Annotated in this window: 19 protein-coding genes and 1 pseudogene; 2 read left to right on the top strand and 18 right to left on the bottom strand. The window is 52.0% G+C overall.

The annotated features are described in order from the left end of the window. The 10 genes and pseudogenes from ACO0LI_RS14890 to mpl form a co-directional block, all read right to left on the bottom strand. Positions 1–123 (bottom strand): annotated as a pseudogene (locus ACO0LI_RS14890) (IS5/IS1182 family transposase); the annotation flags it as partial. A gap of 42 nt (positions 124–165) precedes the next feature. Further along, positions 166–723 carry a hypothetical protein gene (locus tag ACO0LI_RS14885; protein WP_423033285.1) on the bottom strand — a complete coding sequence of 186 codons (558 nt, stop codon included), beginning with the start codon at positions 721–723 and terminating at the stop codon, positions 166–168. 129 nt (positions 724–852) lie between these two features. Further along, the gene (locus ACO0LI_RS14880) at positions 853–1,401 is read right to left on the bottom strand and encodes a hypothetical protein (RefSeq protein WP_423033283.1); all 549 of its coding nucleotides are present in this window, start codon (positions 1,399–1,401) and stop codon (positions 853–855) included. Continuing rightward, a complete protein-coding gene (gene mtgA / locus ACO0LI_RS14875; RefSeq protein WP_162043124.1) occupies positions 1,398–2,093 on the bottom strand; it encodes a monofunctional biosynthetic peptidoglycan transglycosylase in 696 nt (231 codons plus the stop codon). Before mtgA ends, ACO0LI_RS14880 begins: the two co-directional genes overlap by 4 nt. Beyond that, the gene (gene aroE, locus ACO0LI_RS14870; RefSeq protein ID WP_423033281.1) at positions 2,093–2,929 is read right to left on the bottom strand and encodes a shikimate dehydrogenase; all 837 of its coding nucleotides are present in this window, start codon (positions 2,927–2,929) and stop codon (positions 2,093–2,095) included. The genes mtgA and aroE overlap by 1 nt, the downstream gene beginning before the upstream one ends. Beyond that, on the bottom strand, positions 2,926–4,026 hold the full coding sequence (locus ACO0LI_RS14865; RefSeq protein WP_423033279.1) for a TonB C-terminal domain-containing protein: 1,101 nt from the start codon (positions 4,024–4,026) through the stop codon (positions 2,926–2,928). The genes aroE and ACO0LI_RS14865 overlap by 4 nt, the downstream gene beginning before the upstream one ends. Positions 4,027–4,028: 2 nt before the next feature. Beyond that, a complete protein-coding gene (locus ACO0LI_RS14860; RefSeq protein ID WP_423033277.1) occupies positions 4,029–6,191 on the bottom strand; it encodes a ribonuclease catalytic domain-containing protein in 2,163 nt (720 codons plus the stop codon). Between the two features lie 510 nt (positions 6,192–6,701). After that, positions 6,702–7,268, bottom strand: a complete 567-nt coding sequence (locus ACO0LI_RS14855; protein WP_423033275.1) for a chorismate--pyruvate lyase family protein — start codon at positions 7,266–7,268, stop codon at positions 6,702–6,704. A gap of 46 nt (positions 7,269–7,314) precedes the next feature. Further along, entirely contained in the window at positions 7,315–7,887 is a 573-nt protein-coding gene (locus tag ACO0LI_RS14850; protein WP_423033273.1) for a YqiA/YcfP family alpha/beta fold hydrolase, read from the bottom strand. Further along, positions 7,884–9,323: a UDP-N-acetylmuramate:L-alanyl-gamma-D-glutamyl-meso-diaminopimelate ligase gene (gene mpl / locus ACO0LI_RS14845; RefSeq protein WP_423033271.1), complete on the bottom strand. Its 1,440-nt coding sequence runs from the start codon at positions 9,321–9,323 to the stop codon at positions 7,884–7,886. The genes ACO0LI_RS14850 and mpl overlap by 4 nt, the downstream gene beginning before the upstream one ends. Before the next feature lie 171 nt (positions 9,324–9,494). Between mpl and ACO0LI_RS14840 the strand changes: the two genes are divergently transcribed. Both ACO0LI_RS14840 and ACO0LI_RS14835 read left to right on the top strand, forming a co-directional pair. Further along, the gene (locus tag ACO0LI_RS14840; RefSeq protein ID WP_423033269.1) at positions 9,495–10,097 is read left to right on the top strand and encodes a hypothetical protein; all 603 of its coding nucleotides are present in this window, start codon (positions 9,495–9,497) and stop codon (positions 10,095–10,097) included. A 158-nt stretch (positions 10,098–10,255) separates the two neighbouring features. Beyond that, positions 10,256–11,818 (top strand): hypothetical protein, encoded by a 1,563-nt coding sequence (locus tag ACO0LI_RS14835; protein ID WP_423033267.1) that lies wholly within the window; start codon positions 10,256–10,258, stop codon positions 11,816–11,818. 30 nt (positions 11,819–11,848) lie between these two features. On the opposite strand, the gene ACO0LI_RS14830 is transcribed toward ACO0LI_RS14835, so the two are convergent. The 8 genes from ACO0LI_RS14830 to accB form a co-directional block, all read right to left on the bottom strand. After that, a complete protein-coding gene (locus ACO0LI_RS14830) occupies positions 11,849–12,910 on the bottom strand; it encodes a M48 family metallopeptidase (protein WP_423033265.1) in 1,062 nt (353 codons plus the stop codon). 11 nt (positions 12,911–12,921) lie between these two features. Further along, positions 12,922–14,178: a YjgN family protein gene (locus ACO0LI_RS14825; protein WP_422950918.1), complete on the bottom strand. Its 1,257-nt coding sequence runs from the start codon at positions 14,176–14,178 to the stop codon at positions 12,922–12,924. A gap of 159 nt (positions 14,179–14,337) precedes the next feature. After that, entirely contained in the window at positions 14,338–15,384 is a 1,047-nt protein-coding gene (locus ACO0LI_RS14820) for a M48 family metallopeptidase (RefSeq protein WP_423033263.1), read from the bottom strand. Positions 15,385–15,391: 7 nt separating this feature from the next. Beyond that, positions 15,392–16,651, bottom strand: coding sequence for a YjgN family protein (locus ACO0LI_RS14815; protein ID WP_422950916.1), 1,260 nt, complete (start codon positions 16,649–16,651; stop codon positions 15,392–15,394). Positions 16,652–16,780: 129 nt separating this feature from the next. Next, positions 16,781–18,712: a DUF3426 domain-containing protein gene (locus ACO0LI_RS14810; protein WP_423033261.1), complete on the bottom strand. Its 1,932-nt coding sequence runs from the start codon at positions 18,710–18,712 to the stop codon at positions 16,781–16,783. 7 nt (positions 18,713–18,719) lie between these two features. Then, complete coding sequence (prmA, locus tag ACO0LI_RS14805) at positions 18,720–19,631, bottom strand: 50S ribosomal protein L11 methyltransferase (RefSeq protein WP_422950914.1); 912 nt, start codon at positions 19,629–19,631, stop codon at positions 18,720–18,722. 616 nt (positions 19,632–20,247) lie between these two features. Then, positions 20,248–21,615, bottom strand: coding sequence for an acetyl-CoA carboxylase biotin carboxylase subunit (accC, locus tag ACO0LI_RS14800; protein WP_422950913.1), 1,368 nt, complete (start codon positions 21,613–21,615; stop codon positions 20,248–20,250). A gap of 109 nt (positions 21,616–21,724) precedes the next feature. Continuing rightward, positions 21,725–22,174, bottom strand: coding sequence for an acetyl-CoA carboxylase biotin carboxyl carrier protein (gene accB / locus ACO0LI_RS14795; RefSeq protein WP_423033259.1), 450 nt, complete (start codon positions 22,172–22,174; stop codon positions 21,725–21,727). Positions 22,175–22,223: the final 49 nt, after the last annotated feature.

Below are 22,223 nucleotides of genomic sequence, written 5' to 3'. Positions count from 1 at the left end.
CGTCAATACGGCACGGTCATCCGTCGGCTTGCGTCCTGCATATTGTCTATGGCGAGACGCTCTCTTCGGTAACAAAGGCTCGATTCTGCTCCACAGTTGGTCATCTATCAGTTCTTTTGGCATCGCTCTCCACCCTGACAAAACAAGATAGAAAGTTAACACTACTCATGAAAAGTTAACAGCACTTTTTTTCAGTCGTTTTAATTTTGCAACAGCCTCTAAGTCAAAGCCGGTCTTCCCATACGTAGTTCCACCTTGGCGGGTCTGAAAATATTTTGGAATACCCGATCTGAAGACATCCAGTCTCAAATAGTTTTGTTCGTCGATTGTTTGTAAGCTATTGAATTCATCGACGCCCAATAAGCTGCACAGCTGATAAATCTCACTAGAAATATCTGGATCTTCTTCCAAATAATCTTGTAAAGACCTTCTAGCCAGGTAATAACAGAACTGCTTCTCATTGAGGCCGATTTCAAAAAGTTCAGAGTCATCAATCATCAAGTCAACAAAACTAACTTTAGAATCAACGATGTCATACAAAAACGCACCAAAATACTGAAAGGACCCAATTGAATTTGCAATGGGTATAAGGGCAGGAGGAAAACCTAACCCATCATAAAATGGAATTTCAAGCCCGAGGATTTCGCTAAATCGTAGATTGGAATCTTTTAGTTTATTTAACTGCTTCACATTTAAAGCAGCCAATATATCCTCATATTCCATGTCGTTATCTTATAAAAATTGAGATTCCAGTCAATTTATCGCCGTAAAACGAATGGTGCGCATGGCGCACCCTGCGAATCAGTAAAGGAATGGGCAAGTGATTACAGCCCTGTAAGCAGCCTTGTCAACCTATTTCGTTGCCTTATCAATCGCCCGGTTCATGGCTTTCAGATGCAGGTCTTCCTCAGCACTGGATGCCGGGGCGCTTTTACCCAAGGCCTGCTCCATGATTTTTTTCTTCATCTCTTCATTGCTCATGGAAGCCGGGTAGTTATTATCTGCACCCTTGCCGCCATCTTCTTTGGCGACTGCAGTTTTTGGCGGTTCCATGCCTTTAGAGTCGTTGAGCTTGATTTTTTTGGTAGTGGGATTATTGTCCAGGCACAGGGTGTCTGAATACACGGTCTTGCCATCAATGGTGCAGCGGCGCACGCCTTCGCTGGTGGTGGCAGCCTGGCGCATGCCTGGGCCCTCACTGCTGCCGGTTGGCAGACCCGCGGTTTCTTTGACGTCATTGCTGATGACAGCAGCCGCCTTGCCAAAGCGCGCCCACATGTCATGCATGGGCAGACGGCCATAGCGCATGTAATACAGGAAGCCCATACCCAATGCAGCAATCAGCATGGAAAGGAAGGCGACGGCAATCAGACTCAGTCCGCGTTGTTTTGTATATTTCATGGCAGTTCAGAATTGTTCATGCGCTGCAGGATGACTTCGCTACGTCTTTGCAAATAGCCAGAGCCCGGGTTTTTATAAAAATAGCGTGGTTTGGGTAGCATCACGGCCAGCCTGGCTGCCTGGGCTGGGCCGAGATTGGCGGCACTGGTATGGAAATAATTTTGTGCGGCAGCTTCTGCCCCAAACACGCCTACGCCCCATTCTACAACATTGAGGTATATCTCCAAAATGCGCTGTTTGTCCATGCATTTTTCCAGCATATAGGTGATGATCAGTTCTTCACCCTTGCGGAAATAACTGCGGTCTGGCGAAAGGAACAGGTTCTTGGCCAACTGCTGGGTAATGGTGGAACCGCCAGAAACGACCTTGCCCTTTTTCTGGTTTTTTTCATAGGCAGCCTGCATGGCTTCCCAATCGACACCTTCATGATCAACAAAGCTATCATCTTCTGAGGCGATAACGGCGCGCTTGAGATTATTCGAGATACGGTTATACGGCACCCATTTATGCTTGAGCTGGAAGTCTGGCTTTTTCTCTTGCAAGACACTGAGTTGCTGGCGCATGAAGCTCGTCGAAGTGGGGTTGTGATCTATCCACCACCAGACATGCGCCAGATAATACGCCTGCAAAAGCGTGAACAGCAACAGGGGTACGAGTACCAGCCAGAACAGGATGCGGCCAAATAATTTCATCACAGACTCGCTTGCAGGGCGGCACGCATTTCTGCCAGTACCGGTGCCGATGGCGGGCGCACGCCGCGCCACAGGGCAAAGGCTTCTGCTGCCTGCTCGACCAGCATGCCGAGACCATCACGGCATTGCGCACCGTGGCTGGCAGCCAGCCGCAGGAACGCGGTGGGGGCAGCGGCATACATCATGTCATAGGCCAGTGTGGCTTTGCCAAATACGCTTGCAGCCAGCGGTGGCACATCGTCATTGATGCTGGCCGAGGTGGCATTGATGATGACATCAAAAGGCTGTTGCAAATCTTCAAAACGACAGGCTTGCAGCTCACAACGATCACTCAGACTGCTGGCCTGTTGCTGCAAATCCTGGGCTTTGGCAAGCGTGCGGTTGGCGATAGTCAATGCAGCGGGTTCTTCCTGCAACAGCGGCAGCAAGGCGCCACGGGCAGCACCGCCAGCACCCAGCAAAAGCAGGCGCTTGCCGCGCAGACTGACACCGGCATTGCGCACGATATCGGCCACCAGCCCTATGCCGTCGGTATTGTCACCATAAATATGACCGTGCTCAAACTTGAGGGTATTGACAGCACCGGCTATCCTGGCTTGCTCACTCAATTCTGTCGCAAGAGCAAAGGCTTCGAGCTTGAAAGGCAGGGTCACATTGGCTCCCTTGCCACCAGCCGCAATAAAATCGTGCACAGTGCTGGCAAAACCGTCCAGCGGCGCCAGCAGGTGCTGGTAATCAACTTGCTGGCCTGTCAGTTCAGCGAAGCGGGCATGAATCGCAGGTGACTTGCTGTGTGCAATCGGGTTGCCGATGACGACGTAGTGGTCAAAGTTCATTCTCGTGCCTCACGCAACTCGGCCTCAAGATGTTGTTCCCGTGTAAACTTGAATCGGGCAATCATCTCAAAATAGACATTACCATCTCCCGGAATTGCATTCTTGGGATATTTCTTGAATGGTGCAGAACGCCTCACGATACGCAATGCCGCTGCATCCAGGTCCTTATCACCTGAAGTCGTAATTACTTGCGGCCCACCATTTCTTTCATACAGGCTGCCATCAGGTGAAATTGGAATGGCTACGTACATCTGACCATAAAGTTTTTTTCCATCCTTTTGAGGGAAATTCAGGGTACCTGTGTCTTCAATACGCTGGCGTACTTGTGTGTAATACAGAGAGTCCTCCCGCTTTTGAGTAGAAGGAGTGATCGATATTTTTTTTGGCCGCTTGTTCTGGTCTTCTATCGTCTGTGCAATTTCAGCGGGGCCACGTGCAAGAGCTTTACTGGTTTCTGCATTATCGCTGCCAGTATTTGGTTTGGGTTTATCATCGGTATTTTTTCGTTCTTGTTTTTCCTGTCGAAAAATATCTTTGAGTTTAGTCTGATCAATTAATTGCTTTTGCTGCTCTTCGAGCTCGGCAATTTTTTTTGTGCTAGTCTGCAGTGCGTCACCGTTTTCAATACGGTTCATATCAGGCAAGGGTGATTTGCTGCGGCCACTGTCGTGCGCTCCGCCGCCATCCAGGTCTGCCTGCGCAAGTGCTTCAGCGACCACCGGACGCTTGCTGTGTTTGGAATTAACCAGTATCACTTCCAGGTCCGGTTCACGCGACTTGTTTTCTACCGTTTTCGGCATGACAAAATGCACCAGCAAAGCCAGTGCATGCAAGACCAGAGACGTTGTGATCGCAACACCGAAAATCAGTTTTTCTGTCTTGCCAGTCCCAAGTTGCGCAGAGCCAGAACTGGTTGCTTTAGTTTTGGCTTTGCCGTCAGCCGTACTAGCTACAGCAATACCTTTAGCCGGTATTGCAGGTGTTGCTGTAGTCGTGGATGTGACTTCGCCTGCCTTGGCGGCCTGTTCTTGCCCGCTTGGCAGCTGTTCTTGTTTGACCTGTTTCGCAGGCTTGGTTTTTTTATTCTGACTTTTCATTACTAGGCTTGTGACTGTTCTTTGTCTGAAGTATTCGCGTCATCATTGGCAAGCTCATTGCTAAGCTCAGTTTCCACCTCAGTTTCCACCTCTGTTGTCGCGCTCTCCGCCTCTGCTGCTGTCTCTGCTGCTGTCTCTGCTGCTGTCTCTGCTGCTGTCTCTGCTACAGGTGCGCCTTCTTCTGCGCTGAAGTCTTCTGCAACTTCAGTGCTGGTTTCGTCGTCCAGCTCTTCTTCCTCAAGTTCGGTGACGGTAGATAACAATTCCAGCAGACGCGCTTCGACTTCAAGATCAACTTCATCCCAGCGCAGGATATCCAGGCGTACCTGGGCACCGCGTGCTGTCTGCGGCATGCCCGGCAAACGGATGATGAGCGGAATATCGACGAGGCGCAAGACTTCGTCTTTCAAAACAACAGCTTCTACCTGGCGCTGCTCTTGCTGGCCCAGCCAGCGCAGACACCAGTAGCGTTCCATATTGTTCTGGAAATCAGCATAAGCGGCATAAGCGGCATCAAAACCGGAGACGATGGCGAACAGGTCGGCATCCTTGGGTTTGAAGGTGGCGACCAGCGGCGCGGTGATGCCGTGTTGCACGCAGGCGATGATCTGCCATTGATTGACCAGGTCGGTATAACGGCGCAGTGGCGATGTGCTCCAGGCATATTGATCGACACCCAGGCCCTGATGCGGCGCTGCATGGGTCAGCATGCGTACCTGCATGCGTGCTGTCCAGCCGCCTGGGCCACGGCCACCTGCCACGCCCTGGGCACGGTAAATGCCAGGGATGCCATGGTCAGCCATGAGTTTGCCCCAGGTGCTATTCGCAAAGATCATCAGTTCGGCAACGATCTTGTCCAGTGGCGCACCACGCTTGCGGCGCACGATGGAGACAACATCATCTTCTACATAGAAATTGAAATCGACGCGGTTGTTTTGCTCAGGCTTCATGCCAAAGCTCTCACGCTTGACCATACGGCCTTGTTCGAGCACCAACGCCCATTTCCACAATTGGGCGATGTCGGCCTTGTGCGGGTATTCACCGGCATCGTTGGCGAGATTGTCTTCAGTCACCAGCGCATCAAGATCATTGTGACGCAGATTGCTGGCCATAGGCACGGCTTCTACCTTGGTCTCGGTGCTGATGACAGACCAGTCTTCAGTATTCAAAGTCGCATACAGTGATACTGCCGGGCGGGTCTGGCCTGCCCCCAGGGTATAGACATTGACAAGTTCATCCGGCAGCATGGTGATCTTGTCGCCAGGCATATACACGGTAGACATGCGGCCACGGGCCATCTGGTCTATCGCATCGCCGCGCTGTATGCCCAGGGCTGGCGCGGCAATGTGTATGCCGACACGCAACTGGCCATTGCCAAGATCAACGACAGAGAAGGCATCATCAATCTCGGTCGTGGTAACGTCATCGATGGAGAAAGCCTGCACATCTGCCACGGGCAAATCAGTGGGTAAAGCTGGCAAGGTAATCGCCGGGAAACCCACGCCTTTTGGGAAATGCTCGTAATGAAACCTGGCCAGGTGCAGATGCTTGGGGCTGGCAATACCACCGACGGCAAGCATCAGACGTTGCGGTGACATTTGCATGGCATCGCAGGCTTCTGCCAGGGCCTTGTATTCTATGCTGTTCTTGTCGGGTTTGAACAAGAGCTGCAGCGCCAGTGATTTCATTGCATCTGGCAGGCGGTTTTGCTTGAGTTCTTCTACATAGCCAGCCTGTATCAGGGCTTGCTGTTTTTTCTTTTCTATACCGGCCAGTGCGGCTTTCAGCGATGCTTCAGGCGCGGCCTTGTAACGGCCACGGCCTTTTTTGTAGAAATAAACGGGGGCGTTATGCAGGGCATAGATGAGGCCTGCCGCTTCTACCGGTTGTGGTGCATGGCCAAAATATTCGGTACCCAGTTCAGCAAAACCAAACTCTTCCTGTCCGGCGACTTCCCACAGAAATTCCAGGTCTATCTCAGCCGCAGCGGCTTTCGCCTGCTCTATCAGGCTGGCGGGATCGGGCGAGGCAAATTGCAGCAGCACATCCTTGGCTTTGACCTTCGTGCGCTTGCCGCTGGCCATCTCGACCTGATAAGCCTCACCAGCATGCGTCATGATGCTGCCTGCCTTGAAATCACCGGATTCTTCGAAAAATAAATTCATTCAATACTTCTTTATGTTTTAAGACCAAAAAGCTCAACACAGAGGTACGGAGACACAGAGGTGGCACTGAGAAAATCTTTGTCATTTACTCGTTCTGTTTTTGCTCTGCGTCTCTGCTTGAGATGTCTGCTGTTCTATATTTACTTTGCTTTTATCAGCAAAGCGGGAAATCATTCACATACCTATTTTATTCCCTCCCCTTCAAGGGGAGGGTTAGGGTGGGGATGGGTTTCGGTTAATTAGTCTGTCATCAAATTGCGTTAGAACCCCATCCCCCACCCAACCTCCCTCTTGAAGGGGGAGGAGTTTTAAACATTTCGGCTTGCGTTTTGGTTATATCAGTTTGCCACGAACGCCCCTGGATTCCTGCCTTCGCAGGAATGACGACTTTACGATTGCGGCTTCATTAACAAAGTGACGCAATGCACTCCTGTCTCTTTCTTGTCTTTCTCTGTGCCTCTCTGTGGAGCCTCTGTGTCTCTGTGTTGAGAGGTCTTAAGGTCTTAGGTTTCAACGCTTTTCAATAATCCGCAAACCCTCAACCCCCGGCAAAAACACTTCCGTCACCTGCAAACACCCGCCCTTGCGCCAGAACAAAGACCGCCTTGCCAGCATGCTGTGCACGCCTGCCAGCTCTGGCTGTCTCGCCACAATGCGACGTATCAGCGGGTGGCTTTGTCTTAGCCTGGCGTAATGCAAATCACCACGGCGCACAAGTGGGTCATTGAACAAGGTGCTGCCCAAGGACTTTTCACCTAGCGCATGAAACAGCGGCCATTCATTTGCCGTGGCACTCAGCGGCACTATCGTATGACCATACACCATGGCCTCGCCATCGCAACGCAAAAACACTTCGCGCTCATGCACCTTCATGGCACGCGGTAAACCTATGGCAGCATATTCATCCTGCAGGCACACTGCCTTGTGCTGCGACAAACGCTGCACGCGAAACTGCTGGCACCTGGCCACCAGCCTGGCCGTCAGCGAATCGCGGTTGCTGAGCCAGTCTTCCATCAGCGCACTGGTATCGACAGCATTCACATGCGCATACCATTGTGCGGCTTGTGGGCGCTGCATTTGTTTACTTGTCTGCAAATTCACGGGCAAAATCGCTGCGTCCAAATCAGGCCCTGCCATCCGCAAAGGCCATCACCTGATCCAGGTAATCGGCAAATTCTGCTATGCCATGATCACTGCCTTCAATCACCAACTGTTTTACACTTGGATAATGGGCGACCATTTCGCGCCAGTCCAGCACTTCATCGCCAGTCGCGGCAATCAAAAAATAACGTTCAGGCTGGCTGATCTGTTCCACGGCAAGTGCGCGCAGTTCAGCCATGTATTCTGCCTTGAATTCAAAGACTCTATCGCTATGGTAATAAGTCGTTACACCTACATAGCTTTCCAGGTCACGCGGTGGCTTGACGGCGGGGTTCAGCAAGATGGCCTTGCAGCCGTATTTTTCTGCCAGCCAGGTCGCATAATAGCCGCCCAGGGATGAGCCTATGATGCAGATATCTTCTGCCCTGTGCTCTGTCAGTAAAGCCTCGGCCTGCTGTATCGCCAGCGCTGGCGAGGGTGACAGGTCAGGGCAGGCTATCTCGTCGCTACGGCCCAGCTTCGCCATATGCGCAAGCATGACACGCGCCTTGTAAGAATCAGGCGATGAGCGAAAGCCGTGCAGGTAGAGGATCATGCTGCAATTGCCCTATTACCAGGTTGATTACCATCTTGACTATCGGCTTGGCCATCGGCCTGCTGTGAGCGGTCTTGCAGCGCATCCAGCAATTTTTGGTGTATGCCGCCAAAGCCGCCATTACTCATGATGAGTACGTGGTCACCAGCCCTGGCTTTGCTGACGATGTCCTGCACCAATTGATCTATCTTGTGATGACAGGCGACCTTGTCACCCAGCGGTGCCAATGCTTCTGCCAGATCCCAGCCCAGGGCTGATTTGCCATCCGCCTCACCAAAACCAAATACCAGGTCTGCCTGCTCCAGACTACCGGGCAAGGCTTGTTTCATCGTGCCCAGCTTCATGGTGTTTGAGCGTGGTTCCAACACGGCCAGGATGCGGGCATTGCCGACCTTGTGGCGCAAACCTTCAACGGTTGTGGCAACGGCTGTGGGATGATGAGCAAAATCGTCGATGACGGTGACGCCGTCCGCTACGCCGCGCACTTCCATGCGGCGCTTGACGCTGACGAACTGGGCCAGGGCTTCTATCGAAATTTCTGGCGTAACGCCGACATGGCGGGCAGCAGCAATCGCGGCCAGGGCATTCTGGCGGTTATGTTCGCCATTCAAATTCCATTGCACCCTGCCTTGCAACTGGTCGTTGAAATAGACATCAAAGTCTTCACCGTCTTGCATGAGCAGACGCCAGGCCTGCTCATTGCCAAAGAATTCTTTTTCACTCCAGCAGCCGCGTTTAAGCACACGTTCCAGCGAGTCATTATTGCCATTGACGATCAAACGGCCTACGCCAGGCACGGTACGCACCAGGTGGTGGAACTGGGTTTCTATGGCGGCTACATCCGGGAAGATGTCGGCATGGTCATACTCCAGATTGTTCAGTACTGCTGTCTTGGCATGGTAATGCACGAACTTGCTGCGCTTGTCGAAGAATGCAGTATCGTATTCGTCAGCCTCGATGACAAAGAAGTCAGAGGCATGGTTGCCCCACAAACGGGCAGAGATACCAAAGTTCAGCGGTACGCCGCCGATCAAAAAGCCAGGTGCATAACCGGCATATTCGAGTATCCAGGCCAGCATGGCAGACGTTGTTGTTTTGCCATGCGTGCCAGCGACCGCGAGTACCCACTTGTCATGCAGGATATGTTCGCCCATCCATTGCGGGCCAGACACATAGGGCAAGCCACGGTTGAGGATTTCTTCCATCAGCGGGTTGCCACGCGAAACGACATTGCCTATGACATATAAATCCGGTTCCAATGCTATCTGCTCAGCCCCAAAGCCCTGCGTCAGGCTGATGCCCTGGGATTCGAGCTGGGTGCTCATGGGCGGATAGACATTGGCATCACAGCCCGTCACGGTATGACCTGCTTCTTTTGCCAATACGGCCAGGCCACCCATGAAAGTGCCGCAGATACCTAAAATATGAATATGCATAATTGAACCAAATTCCAGAATCCCGCAATTCTACCTGAGAGAAGGCATGTTCTTGTCACCACTCGTAACAGAAGCTGAAAACCTATGACTACATAGGCAAAAAATTGGCATTTCTCTGGCTTGAGGGGCCTTGTTTTTGGATTTCCCCAAGGTTTCAGTTATGATTACCCCATGATGATCCATACACCGAATGAAGCAGAGAGCCTGCGGGCTGAGATTGCGGCGCTGGCGGCGCGCATGATCGCCGAGGATGGCGCCGACTATGCCTCCGCCAAGCGCAAGGCAGCCAAGCAGTTGCTGGGCAACCATAAAGTCAAGGGCGATGTCCTGCCTGACAATGCCCAGATTGAGCAGGAAGTGCGCGAATACAATGAATTGTTCTTTGGCGATACCCAGCCACAGCGCTTATTGCATTTGCGACAACTCACCCTTGATCTGATGGAAGAGCTGGAACGCTACAATCCTTATGTCGTAGGTGCGGTACTGAATGGCACGGCTGGCAACCATTCCGACATCCATTTACACCTGTTTGCTGACAATACCAAAGAAGTTGCCATTTACTTATTAAACAAGGATGTGCAGTTCGAGGTCTCAGAAAATTTCAATAACCGCAATGAAAGCATAGAAACCCTGAGTTTCATGTACAAGAATGAAGGCGTACACCTGATCTTGCGCGATCAGGACGATATACGCAGTGGTCATGGCAAAGCTGCCGAGCGTGCCAATGCCTCAGGCTTGCGTGCCATCATGGCAGAAGCCGGGGCAGAAGAATAAGCCAGGCGACACGGAAATAAACAGTAAAGCGGGATGGCGCACAGCAGTCCCGCTTAATTCTGTACTTGCTCCTGCAGCGATATCGCACTACTCCCCCACTAAATACCCTCCTTCAGGGGTAGCTGAAATACAATAGCGTTTTTCATTTTCTGCCCGCCATGAGTTACACGCTGACGATTCTCGCTGCCCAGACACCGGCCAGCGATGCAGAAACCTACACCTGGTTGAACGACAAGCGGGAAAGCTATTACAGCAGTGACGCGGCGGCACTACCAGTGCTGGTCAAATTTCATGATGCCATTACGCGCCTGTTCCCCTGCCTGTCCAGTTGCACAGATGGCGACGCCATGGATGCCTGCCCGTGGTCTGATGGTCCGCTGATCAATAATTTTGTTAGCGACATGGGCGTTGTCGGCATTTCGCAGAGACATGAAGAAGTCATCACGCAGATATTGCGATTTAGCAATACGCTAGGGCTGACCGTGATTGATGAGCAGGAAGGTGTAATACACAGGCCACAGCGCTATCGCATCGTGCTACAGGGTATCAAAGAAGACCTGACTGTCACTGCTGTAGCTGACAAACTGGCCCCCTTGTTCAAGCGCACTCCGGTGCAAGTTGCGGATATGCTCGCGCAACCTGGCCTGGTGCTGAAAAAAGACCTGACGCAGATTGTCGCCCAAAACTATGTGGCTACACTGGCGCAATATGGTTGTGTCTGCATCATGGAGCCAAGCGCCGACATCACCAGCACCGCCGCAGAGCAAAGCGCGGCTGTGCCCGACGAAAACCCGGAGCAAGCAGCAGCAACGACGACGGTTACGGCGGCCGTAGACACGGACGAAGCAATGCAGCGCTGGATAGCCTATAACAATACGGGCAAAAAGAAAGAAGAGGCAGACAAGCCTGAACCTGAAATCGTTAACTACGACGATATCCGTATTGCGGAACTGGCTGATGGTCAAAAGCAGCTGATTTATGCTGTGGTGCTGAATTTTGTAGTGATCAGCATGAAGAGTGATGTTATTGGTTTTTTCACGATTGCATTTTGCCTGCTGCCCGTTGAAGTCATGTTCTTTGCCGGTTATTTAAAACTGGCCGCCAATATGGGCTTCAACAACACCATGAGAAAGGTCATCGCTTACGGTTCCATGGTGCCGCTCGTGAACACCTTTATCTTGCTAGCCATCAATGATGAAGTCAATCGCCAGCTCAAGGATGCAGGCTTGCGGCCAAGTATCCTTGGCCTGTCTGCAAAACAGCGCGCCAGCCTGAATGAGGATATATGCCCACCACCTGGCCGCCCGCTAAAGTGGGCGATAGGCACGGCAATTTTCATCGCTGCCGTGATAGGCATCGCGCATTGGAGAATCAGCATACCCAAAGATAAGCGCCTGGATTCCAGCTTGCCATGCGCGATGATGGGTAAATGGGTGTTTACAGGTACCAGCACGCAGAAAATATTGCGCCTGGATAAGGATGGCAATATGCAAAGCAGTGCCGGTATCATGGGTACTGCACCTTACAGCGGCCTGGACGGTACATGGAAGGTACAGGACAGGCACCTGCTACTGCAGGATAAAAATGACCGCCCGGCAAAACAGGGCAAGCCTGTCATTCTCAGCAAGGATGGCAAAACCATGACACTGATCGATGAAGAAAATGAAAAGCAAGACTATATGTTGATCGAAGCTCTGGCACCGTACAACTGTAATCACTAATTGTTGTTGACCAAACTCTTGCCAGCCTCCTTACTCAGTCGCAAATGCCGCTTTTCTGAAGCGTGCGATACGCTCGTCTGTAGCAGGGTGACTGGCAGTATAGTCATACACTGAGCGTAGCCAGTTTGGCGTAGCATCTTTACTGCTTCTTCTGTTTTGGCTACTCATGAAAGCAAGTGCGTCAGCCAGCCGGCCAGGTGAAATATGTCTTTGTGTCAAAAGATCGATAGCGTAGATATCTGCTTCGGTTTCCATCGCACGTGTATATTCTTTGCTGATTAAAGCCGCAGGCGCGAGAGCCGCAACTGAGCTGACATCACCAAACAGGCTGCCCAGGGCAACTGTCATGAAACCCTGGCTGATCAGGCTGCGCATACCGTGACGCTGCTCTATGTGGCCGATCTCATGGGCCATCACACCAAACAATTGTTCGGCCAGAAAACCGTTCAACTCCCTGTCTGCATCACCGACGAGTAGCGTAACCAGTTGATCTGTCACGACTATCGTACCGCCCGGCAAAGCGATGGCATTTGCCCCCATTTCCGGCGCATTGCGCACTTCCAGATGTATGGGCACGTGCGTATCCTGGGGACGCAGGCGGCGCAATAATTGTTCTACGCGCGCGATGCTGCTGTCACTGAGCTTGCTTGGTTTGAAAATGGTCTGGTCCAGCACATTCATCACTTCGGCACCCAGCGCACGTTCATAGCTGACAGGAACCAGAACTGCGGCCTTGCCGGCCAACACGGGCAATCCCCATTTATAAGCTGAAAACACGATACCGGCCATGACGATGACAGCCAGCAAGGCTGCCTGCCATTTGTGCTGCCAGCGCTCTATCGTGGATGGATGATAGCCAAGGTGTGCAAGCAGGCTTTGCTTGTCAGCCTGGTCACGGATTTCACAATGGCTGCCGTCGGCAAAATTGAGTATGCAAGGAGCATTTTTAAATGCTTCTTCCAGTTGCAATTGACTCTTGTCTATCTGCCTGTCTATACCCTCACCTGCCAGGCTGATGCCCGTAGTTTGAAAATACAGAATGACTTTGTGCAGCAAGGCCTGACGGTGGTCGAAATAATGCGCTTGTATCATATACATGTATCCTACCAGGACAAATCAAAACCAAACAAGTCTGCCGTGCTGTCACCACTGGCCTGACCTATCTGGCCTGCTTGTCCTTCTTGCGCAGCTTGTGCACGCTGAGCGGCCAGCAATTGTTCAAAGCCAGCAGCTTTAAGACTGACGTGTTGCAAGCGGAAGCGATAAATATTCACGACCGCAAAAGGCCGGTACAGACCCAGCGTCAACATGGTCAGGATAAGATTTTTTACCTGCAACAAGTAATAAGCTTTGTAAGGCAAATGCGAATCTATTTCTATGCCGGGAAAGCGGGTTGCATTCCAGGATTTGTTCCAGACTTTGACTTGCAACAAGGTACTGAAACTGAGGAAGCTGGCATAAACGAGCAAAACTGCCAGAAACCCTAAGGGAAACAAAAGCCAACCGTAGGTATCCATGAAAAGTTGGTAATCTGCAGGAGAGTGCATTTTGAGCGACGAAAAAAAGACCGCGCTGCCCATGCCTATCATCATGACAAAGATCAGCAAGGCCAGGCAGGACATAAAATAGGATAAGAAAAAAGCTCCTTTGGTGAGGCTGCAACTACTCCTCAATTCGCCAAAAGCCAGTTCTTTGTGCTGGTAAATACGCATGCGCGCATGCAACCAGGGCCAGCTCAGATAAGGGATAAATGTGAAAACAAAAATACCCACATAATATGGAAAGAAAACGCCAAGCAAACCGGGCAACAAGATAATCAGAGCAACCGGCAAATACGTTGCGTAAGCACCGGCAAGCGTGCCATGAAATTGCAAGCGCAAGCCAAAATAACTGGTATTGCGCAGACGAAACCGCAAGGCACTGCGCATCATCCACGGCACCCCCAGCAACAAGATTGCAAACAAACTCAGTGCCAGCGTTTTTGAAAAAGTGAACAGATAGTGGTAGCAAAACAGCAGTATCACCGCGATAACCCGGCCGCGGAATATGGTTTTGGGATCACCATGAAAATTAAAGACGGCACCGTTCAAATGTGTATTACGGTCAAAATACTTGAGCCGCCTTACCTTTGCCCACGCGGAATAAATACCCAAAGTCGCCATGCTCAGGCAGAGATTGACGATCCAGATACGGAAATATTCCTTGCCTGTGCCAGTGAATGACAGATGGTATTCAGTCAGCTGTCCGCTCGTCACTGCGGTACTGGCAACTGTTACAGGATAATGATCTGGAATAGTCGTTGCGGGCTGGGTATCTGCCGCAGGCGGCCACATCGCTGCAGCCCCGGTTTGTATTTGCATGCCTGACAGTCTTTATGATCTTATGGATTTATCTGCTTTGCCCTGCACTTTTGGCAAGGACACAGGAAAATAACATAAGATCAATGACTTTGTAAAATTTTGTTACACATCCCTGCGCAGGCTGTTGCTGTTGCTTTTGCTCGGTGCGATTCAATCGCACTATTTTGCTGCCGCCCTGAACCTTGCCACCCTGTCTTCAGTCGCCGGATGGCTGGACATGTATTGGGTGATACGCTTGGTGGTGGATTCTTGTGCGGCTTCACGCTTGTGCATTTTTTCCATGCGTTCCAGCGCATCTGCCAGGCGGGCGGGTGACAAGCCTGTTTCCTTCATGCGCCTGATCGCATAGTCGTCGGCTTCGGTTTCCATTTCACGCGAAAATTCCATATTCACGACCCCGGCAGACGCCAGGCTGACGACGGAACTGAAATCAGAAAACAGGCTGCCCGCAATCACCGTCACCATGGCGTCACGCACCAGGCGGCGCATGCCATGATTTCCTTCGACGTGGCCGATCTCATGCGCCAGCACACCCGCCAGTTCTTCGGCCCCTGCCGGACTCAAGCCACGGTCTTTATTGGTACTGAGCATCTCTATCATGGCGTCGGTAACGACTATGGTGCCGCCTGGCAGGGCAAAGGCGTTGGCACCGATATTCGGGGCATTCCTGATTTCCAGCCGCATGGGTATGCGCCCATGTTCGGGCATGACACGCTCTATCGCTTCTTTGGCCTGGGCTATGCGTTGATCACTTAAATGGCTGCGGCTCAGCACTGATTTGTCCAGCAGTTTCATGACTTCGTCGCCAAGGGCCTGTTCATACTTGCCAGGCAGGCGAGCAGCGATCTTGTCAGCCAGCAAAGGCACACCCCATTCACGTGCTGCCAACAGCAATGCCGCCATGACGATGATTGCTGCCAGTGCCCATTTCCATTGTCTTTGCCAGCGCTGCACGAGGCTGGGCCGGTAATCAAGAAAATCCAGCAGGGTTTGCTGGTCTGCCCTGTCATGGATTTCGCAATGGCTGCCGTCTGAAAAACTGAGTATGCAGGGCGCATGTTCAAAGGGCTCTGACACCTGCAATCTTTTTCTCCTGACGGGATATTGCTTGCCATCAAAAATGACATTCACAATATCTTGTTGCAAATCCAGCTGGATGGGCTGTATCCGGCTCTGTTGATGGTCGAAATAATTGGCTTTAATCATGGGTCAATTACCAGGATAAATCAAAGCCAAACATGTCGGCAGAACTGTCACCGGTGGCTTGCGTCTGCCCGGCTCTGCTGATGGCTTGTACCTGATCCAGTTCTTCCGCCATTAGACGTACATACGCCAGGCGAAAGCGATACAGCGCCACGACCGCAAATGGCCGGTACAAGCCAAGGCTGAACAAGGTGAAGAAAAAGTTTTTTACCTGCAAGCGCCAGTAAGGCCAGTATGGCAGTGATGAGTCTATGTCTATACCTGGGAAACTGGTGTTGTCCCAGGATTTATTCCAAGCCACGGCCTGTATATAGCTCAGGCACCCGATTGCGGCCAGCACTGCCGCCAACAACATGAGAAATCCCATGACCAGGAAAAAAACGTCTTTGGTACTACGGATGTATTGCAACAGGCTGCCACCATTTTTTTCTATGACGACAGCAACTATGCCACTCAGAAAAATGCCGACAATCAAAGAACAAAACAGTGCCAGCAATACCCCGACATAACTCCAGCTAAAGGCCCCGCTTTTCATGTCGCAACTGGCGCGCAAATTACCGTAGCTGATATTGTCATGCTGGTAGATACGCATTCTGGCATGCAGCCAGGGCCAGAAAAGATAACCGGCGAAAGCGAAGAATGCCATATAGCTTTCTTCAGGAAACAGCGCACCAAACAAGCCAGGCAAGAGGATCACGAGAGCAACCGGCGCATAGGCCGCATACGCATCCTGTACCGAGCCATGGAACTGGAAACGCAAGCCACGGTAACTGGTCTGATGCAAGCGAAAACGCAAGGCGCTGCGCATCATGAAAGGCAAACCCAGCACGAATATGACGAAAAACAGCAATGCCAGGTTCTTTGATAAGGTGAACAGATAGTGATAACAGAACAGTAAAACCACGGCAACAAGACGGCCACGCAAGATGGTTTTTGCCTCACCATGAAAATTGAAACTGGCACCGGCGAGACTGGTATTGCGGTCAAAATATTCCAGCCGTCTGACCTTGGCCCAGGCCGAATAAATGCCCAGCGTTGCCAGACTCAGGCAAAGATTGACTACCCAGATACGAAAATACTCTTTGCCAGTGCCGCTGAAGCTGAGTTGATACCAGTCTGGCATGCGCGGCTGTTCAGACTTGCTGGCAATAGCTGCGGCCGTAGCGGGCGCCTCAGGCAAGGGATCGATGTCTAAGTCGTTCGTCCATTCCTGGTATTCAACAAGGGGGACAGTGGGTAGCCAAACTTCGGCTTCTTGATGGATTTGCATTGCTGAACGTGGGTGTAGTGTTTATCTGTGATCAGATGCAAATAGATTTTTTCAGCTTTGCTGTATCGAATATATGGATCAGGATGTCTTGATGAGTATGGTTTTATCAGTCTGTCCGTGTCAAGGACATCAAGGATAAAACACACCGACATGAAAGCCTGCCGGTTTCAGTACAGGTAACTCAAAATACAGTTTGATGCTTTGTTCGCCGCCAGCAGCAAAGCCTTTTGCCAGTTTGTCTTTTTCGGTCAGATAGTCTGCCGGGGTAAAAGCGCGCTGCAACAGGGGCTTGTCTTTGATGTCGTTCAGGACCAGCTCTATATTTGGCCAGGTCTGCGCGACGTCGCTCTGGTTCTGGATTTGCATGACCAGCATGAAGACATTGCGCTCTGGTGCCAGGTTTTGCAATTCATTTGAATCAACGGCAATTTTTTCTATTTGTGCAGGCAAAGTCACCTGGCAATTCAGGTATTTGCATGCCTGCAGCAACCAGGGTTTGGTTTCTGGCACACGTGCAGCGAGCTGGTTACGGAAGATATAGGCAGACTGGCCCAGCAACAAAGGCAACAGCAAGCCAACCATCAGGCCCAGCATGATGTTGGCCATGCGTTTGCGGGAACGCTGTTTTTCTGCCTGGATCACAAAATTGGGTTTGGCCGGCTCTTCTTCAGGATCACTGCTGGAGTCTTCATTGGCAGCAGCCTGCTGCGCGAGCGCGGCTTCGGCCTCGCCTATATAGGCTTCACCCTGTATGCCATCAACAGTATTGCCAGTGGCAGCCGTCGCAACCTCATCATTGATGGACACAGCATCATCTGGTGCGGCTACATCAGCGTGGTCTTTGTGGCGCCAAACTTTGCTGGCAGCATGTGCATCGGCTATTTCAGTGGCCGGGAATTCTGGCAGTTTTTCTTTAGCGTCGGCCGCTTCTTCTGCACCTTCGCTGACTGACCAGTCGGCAGTTGGTGGGTCCATCAGAGCGGCGCGGGTTTCCAGTTCCATGCGGGACAAATCAGCGTCCTGCACTTCTTCAGATGGCAACAGGAAGCCACCATCACCGAGGTCAAAATCAAGAGCAGATGAGCTAGTAATGACAGGTTCTTTTTTTAAACCTGCCGGTTCAGGGTCAGCCTTGAACTGGCTGAGCGGGTCCAGCACAGGTTCAAGCTTTTGCGTCTCTGCGGTGGTGGGTGTCGTGCTGACTGGAGTAACAACAGTAACAGCGGCGGGAGTAAGCGCAGCGGGAGTAACAGCGGCAGGAGTAAGCACGGCGGGCCTGGCTGCCGGAGGAATATCCCTGGGCATGTCAAAAGCTTCTGCCTCAAATTCCAGCTCGGCCTTGCTGATGGCGGCCAGCACTTTTGTTGCGGGCCTGGCAGTAGCGCTGCTTGCTGGCTTGCCGACAGCTGCGGGCCTTTCTGGTGGCACCAGGCTGTCTGACAAGAGCATGTCTTCTTGCGGCAGCGCATCGGGCGGAAAGAAGCGGCCCACAGGAGTGACGGGAGACGGCGGCACTATACGCGTCTGCTCGAAATTGGGCTCAGGTTCTATCAGGAACGACAGATGTTCTGCCGGTAGTGGCTTGGCGTCCTGCTTGAGTTCCGGCTTGGGTTCTGGCTTGCTTTCTGCCACAACTTCGCTTGCCGAGGCAGACGTGACTGGTTTTGCTGCTGGCGCTGGCACCGCTGCACTGACTTGCGGCCTGACAGGTGCAACAGGTTTGTCAGGTGCAACAGGTTTGTCAGGTGCTGCCGGTGTGGCTGGTGCTACTGGTGTGACTGGTGCGGCACTAGCCGCCGCTGGCACGGTAGCGACAGTTGCTGTTGCTACCATCGGTGTCGCCTGAGTTGGGACACTCGCAATACTTGCTGGTCTGGCAGACGTTGGAGAGGGTACCGGTGCCGGTACAGGTTTTTGCCCATCGCCAGGTAACAGATTTTCTACCGCATTAAAAGTTTGCTGGCATGAGCCGCAACGCACCAGGCCCGCATGCAATTTCAACTGATCATTGGCTACCTTGAAGGCAGTCTGACAGTGGGGGCAGCGGGTCGCCAGTGCCATAGTCGCCTCAGTTAGCCAAAGAGCCTGACAACGCGACCCAGCCTTCATGCTCAGCCCAGACGGTGAGCTTGATGAAAGGTTCGTATGCTGCTGCGACTTCTTCGGCCTGCCTTGCCAGTACGCCCGAGAGTATCAGCGAGCCGCCAGGGGCTACACGGCCAGCCAGCATCGGTGCCATCAACTTCAGGGGGCTGGACAAGATATTTGCCACGACCACATCAAATTTCTGTGATGCCGGATGAGCGGCACCAAAACCTTCTGGCAGCGCATATTCAATCTGGCAGTTATTGCGCTCAGCATTGAAATTCGCAGACTCAATTGCTTGCGGGTCAATATCGACACCAATGACGCTGGCGGCACCCAGCTTGCTGGCGACCATGGCCAGGATGCCAGAACCACAGCCATAATCGAGTACAGACAAGTCCTTGGGTGCATGCGCTTCCAGCCATTCCATGCACAGCTTAGTGGTGGGGTGACTGCCAGTACCAAAGGCGAGACCAGGATCAAGCTCCAGGATCAGGGCATCAGGATCAGGCGCGTCATGCCAGCTAGGCACAACCCAGATATTCTTGCCGATATGAATAGGGGCAAACTGCGATTGCGTCAGGCGCACCCAGTCTTGCTCTTCGACATTACGGGTGATGTAGGCTGGCACGACAGTCAGGCCAATCGCAGCGGCAGCTTCAGCCACCAGTTCTGCGTGATCGGCGTCGATATCAGCGAGTGCAACCACGCGGCTGCGGTCCCAGGCGGCTTCATCAGGCTCCATGCCTGGCTCACCGAACAGCGGACGTTCAGCATCCGTACCTTCATCGGCATCTTCCACGGACACCGACAAGGCCCCCGCATCCATCAAAGCGTCCGACAAAGCCTCAGCCTGCTCACGCGCTACTTCTATGACTATTTCTATCCAGCCCATATTGCTACTTTCTTACGTTCTATATACAGCGTTATTACTTCCAGAAACTTCAAGGTACTTCAAGACCCAAAGGCTCAGCACAGAGCAAGGAAAGGCAGCCTGCATGCTGCCTTCGTTTCGCAGGCGAACGGCATGCCGTTCGAAACCCCTGCTACACCACAGAGGGGGCACAGAGATGCACAGAGAAAATCAAGAGAAAAAATCACTCATCGACGCTACGCACATAAAGATGAATATGCTGTGTTTGTTTAACTTCGTGCGTTAAAAATCTCAATAGCAAAAAGCTTACCACAGAGGCTCCATAACAAAGCCAAAAGCACAGGGAAAAACTTGTGTTTTCTCTGTGCTTCTTTTTGACGGAATTTTTACATCCCGCCTATCCCGTAGGTTGGGCTACGGTTTACCAGCCCAACACTGGGCCTTCGATTAACGTTTACACAGAATCGGATGCTGAGTGTTGGGCTGGTGATGCGTAGCCCAACCTACATTGCTGAGCCTCAACAAACGTATGCGTTATTCAAACGCCGAGTGTTGGGCTGGTAAAGCGTAGCCCAACCTACGCTCTAACGCCTTCCTCGGCACCCTCTGTGTCTCCGTGTTGAGAGGTCTTAAGCTCTTACTTACTTTTCTTCGACAACTCCGGCATATCTGCAAGCTTATGCTCAAGGTAGTGAATATTCGTACCACCCTCAATAAAGCGTGCATCTATCATCAGTTCGCGGTGCAGGGGGATGTTGGTTTGTATGCCTTCTACCACCATCTCTGACAAAGCGATCTGCATGCGGCGGATCGCCTGTTCGCGGGTTTCACCGTAGGCGATGACCTTGCCTATCATGGAATCATAATTCGGCGGCACGAAATAACCTGCGTAGGCATGCGAATCCACCCGTATGCCAGGGCCACCCGGTGTATGCCAAGAGGTGATGCGACCTGGCGAAGGGATGAACTTGAACGGGTCTTCGGCATTGATACGGCACTCAATGGCATGGCCCTTGAGCATGATATCGGTTTGCTTGAAGCGCAGCTTTTCATTGAAGGCGATGCGGATTTGTTCTTGTACGATATCAACACCAGTAATCATTTCTGTCACTGGATGCTCAACCTGCACGCGGGTATTCATTTCTATGAAATAGAATTCGCCGTTTTCGTACAAGAATTCAAAGGTACCAGCGCCACGATAACCTATCTTGCGGCAGGCGGCAGCGCAGCGGTCACCGATTTTTTCGATGATCTTGCGTGGTATGCCTGGTGCCGGTGCTTCTTCGATGACTTTTTGATGGCGGCGCTGCATGGAGCAATCACGCTCACCGAGCCAGATGGCATTGCCATGCTGGTCAGCCAGGATCTGGATTTCCACGTGACGTGGGTCTTCCAGAAACTTTTCCATATACACTTCTGGATTACCAAATGCTGCACCAGCCTCTGACTTGGTCATGGTGACTGCATTGAGCAAAGCCGCCTCAGTATGCACTACGCGCATGCCACGTCCACCACCGCCGCCAGCGGCCTTGATGATGACGGGATAACCAACCTTGCGGGCTGTTTGCACGATGACTTTAGGGTCGTCCGGCAATGCGCCTTCAGAGCCTGGCACACAGGGCACACCAGCCTTGATCATGGCGTGCTTGGCAGATACCTTGTCACCCATCAAGCGGATGGATTCTGCACGCGGGCCGATGAAAACAAAACCGGATTGCTCTACACGTTCAGCAAAGTCGGCATTTTCAGACAAAAAACCATAACCGGGGTGGATAGCCTGAGCATCAGTCACTTCAGCGGCGCTGATAATGGCTGGCATGCTCAGGTAACTTAAATTCGACGGAGCCGGGCCTATGCAAACAGATTCGTCGGCCAGCTTCACATATTTTGCTTCGCGGTCAGCCTCAGAGTGCACGACCACGGTTTTGATACCCATCTCGCGGCAGGCGCGCTGGATACGTAGCGCGATTTCACCACGATTGGCGATAAGAATTTTTTCAAACATGATTTAACTTTGCGGTGGCAATGGTTGCAATTGCGTGAGCAGAAAACCTGTCCGGTATGATTGCCCTCAACACGGGCAGCGGACTTCAGTTCGCGCACGCGCGCCTGGATCAGCCAATCACGAACAGCGGCTGGCCGTATTCAACAGGCTGACCATTTTCAACCAGAATCTGTTTGATCGTGCCGGTGAAATCGCTTTCGATTTCATTCAGCAATTTCATTGCTTCGATAATGCAAAGGGTGTCGCCAGCATTGACGCTCTTGCCGATATCAGCAAAAGGAGCGGCACCTGGGGAAGCAGAGCGGTAGAAAGTACCGACCATAGGAGATTTAACAATATGACCATCTGGCACCACTGGTGCTGCTGCAACAGGAGCGGCTGCGGCTGGAGCAGCTGCAGGCATCATCTGGTGCTGGGGTTGCATCATGACTACCTGGTTTTGCGGCATCGCAGAAGATTTGACGATGCGGACTTTGCCTTCACCTTCAGTTACTTCGAGTTCAGCGATATCTGATTCTGCTACAAGGTCGATCAGGGTCTTGAGTTTTCTTAAATCCATGTGGAATCCCCTTGAAAAAAGTGGTTCTGAATTAATTGGGACGCACAAT

This window comes from Undibacterium sp. Tian12W (genome assembly GCF_049339405.1).
Classification (GTDB): Bacteria; Pseudomonadota; Gammaproteobacteria; order Burkholderiales; family Burkholderiaceae_D; genus Undibacterium.
The sequence above is the reverse complement of the archived record's forward strand: the minus strand, read 5'-3'. Positions and strand labels throughout refer to the sequence as shown.